The organism is Methylobacterium sp. WL18, from assembly GCF_008040015.1.
GTDB lineage: Bacteria > Pseudomonadota > Alphaproteobacteria > Rhizobiales > Beijerinckiaceae > Methylobacterium > Methylobacterium mesophilicum.
Genome location: NZ_VRVD01000899.1, coordinates 1 through 1,477 on the forward strand (window position 1 = coordinate 1; position 1,477 = coordinate 1,477).

The 1,477-nt window shown below is 73.2% G+C and carries 3 protein-coding genes and 1 pseudogene; 1 reads left to right on the forward strand and 3 read right to left on the reverse strand.

The features are described 5' to 3' along the window. Positions 1-212: pseudogene (locus FV228_RS29475) on the forward strand (chemotaxis protein); the annotation flags it as partial. Between the two features lie 6 nt (positions 213-218). Here FV228_RS29475 and uraD read toward each other — a convergent pair. From uraD to uraH (FV228_RS29490), 3 genes are all read right to left on the reverse strand, one after another. Then, positions 219-728, reverse strand: coding sequence for a 2-oxo-4-hydroxy-4-carboxy-5-ureidoimidazoline decarboxylase (gene uraD / locus FV228_RS29480; protein ID WP_147857695.1), 510 nt, complete (start codon positions 726-728; stop codon positions 219-221). Positions 729-734: 6 nt separating this feature from the next. Next, positions 735-1,088, reverse strand: coding sequence for a hydroxyisourate hydrolase (uraH, locus tag FV228_RS29485; RefSeq protein WP_147857696.1), 354 nt, complete (start codon positions 1,086-1,088; stop codon positions 735-737). A gap of 25 nt (positions 1,089-1,113) precedes the next feature. Then, positions 1,114-1,477: hydroxyisourate hydrolase (uraH, locus tag FV228_RS29490; RefSeq protein WP_147857697.1), on the reverse strand; the 364-nt coding region annotated here is incomplete at its 5' end.

Consider the following 1,477-nt stretch of genomic DNA (forward strand, 5'->3'; position numbering starts at 1 on the left):
TGGTGGGGATGCGCCCGGCCGACACGCCGCCGGTCGGCATCCCGGCCGATCCGGCCCGGCCGGCCGCCGTGGAATCGGCCCTCACCCGGGCGCGGGAGCTCGCCGCCGCCTTGGGCCGCCACGTGCGGGCCCAGGCCTGGGACCAGGCCACCACGGCCTTCACCGGGTTCGAGGCGGCCCTGGTCGAAGCGAAGGCGGCGGCCGAGGCTTGAGCCGGGTCAGGCCGAGACCAGGCCGTCGAGGCGCATGCGGGTGATCAGGGCGACCTCCTCGAGGGCGGTCGCCTCCTCGGCGGCCGGTTCCCGGGACAGGCGCGCCTCGAACGCGGCGAGGATTTCGGCCCGCCCGCGCCCGCGCACCGCGATGATGAACGGGAAGCCGAACCGGGCGCGATAGGCCGCGTTCAGGCGATCGAAGGCCGCGCCTTCCTCCGCGTCGATGCGGTCGAGGCCGGCGCTGCCCTGCTCGCGCGTCGAATCCGCCGTCAGGCTGCGGGCCCGGGCCTCCGGGCCGGCCAGCTCCGGATGGTTGTTGAGGAAGGCGCGGCGGCGCTCCGGTGGCGCGGTGCGCACCGCCTGCATCATCGCGTCGTGCAGGGCGGCGAGGCTCGCGAAGGGCCGGTGCGGCCAGGCGGCCTGCGCCACCCAGGGCGCGTGCTCGAACACGCCGCCGAGCAGCGTCACGAAGGCCTTTTCGTCCAACCGGTTGATCGCCGACAGATCGGGCATGACGCTTCAGCTGCCGCGGTAGGTGGTGAAGCTCGCCGGCGCGCACAGCATCGGCACATGGTAGTGCTGCCCGGCATCGAAGATCGCGAAGCGCACCACCGGGTCGTCGATGAAGACGTCGCCCGGGTCAGTGCCCGGACGGTCCCGGAAGTAATCCGCGACGTGGAACGCCAGCTCGTACTGCCCGGTCCGGGCTTCGCCGGCCGGCAGGATCGGCGCGTCGGTGCGCCCATCCGCGTTGGTGACGACGCTCTTCACCAGCCGCCACGTCCCGTCCTCCAGGACCGAGAAGTCGATCCGGACGCCCGCGGCGGGGCGGCCGCGGTCGGTATCGAGGACATGCGTCGAGATGCCGGCCATGGATGCGGGTCCCGTGAGATTGGGCTCAGCTGCCCCGATAGTAGGAATAGCCCCAGGGCGTGAACAGCACCGGCAGGTGGTAGCGCTGGCGCGCGTCGCGGACCTGGAAGCGGATCGGCACGAGGCTCAGGAAGTTCGGGCTCGGCAGGGTCGCCCCGAGGGCCGCGAAATACGCCCCGACATGCAGCACCAGTTCGTAGCGGCCGGCCTTCAGCGCGTCGTCGACGAGGAGGGGTTCGGCCGGCCTGCCGTTGGCCGCGGTGGTGACCGTCTTGATCGGCCGGTAGACGTCGCCCTCGCGGATCGACAGGTCGCAGACCAGGCCGGCCGCCGGGGTCCCGTGGGCGTTGTCGAGCGCGTGCAGGGTCAGCCGCGGTCCGAGCCCGGCC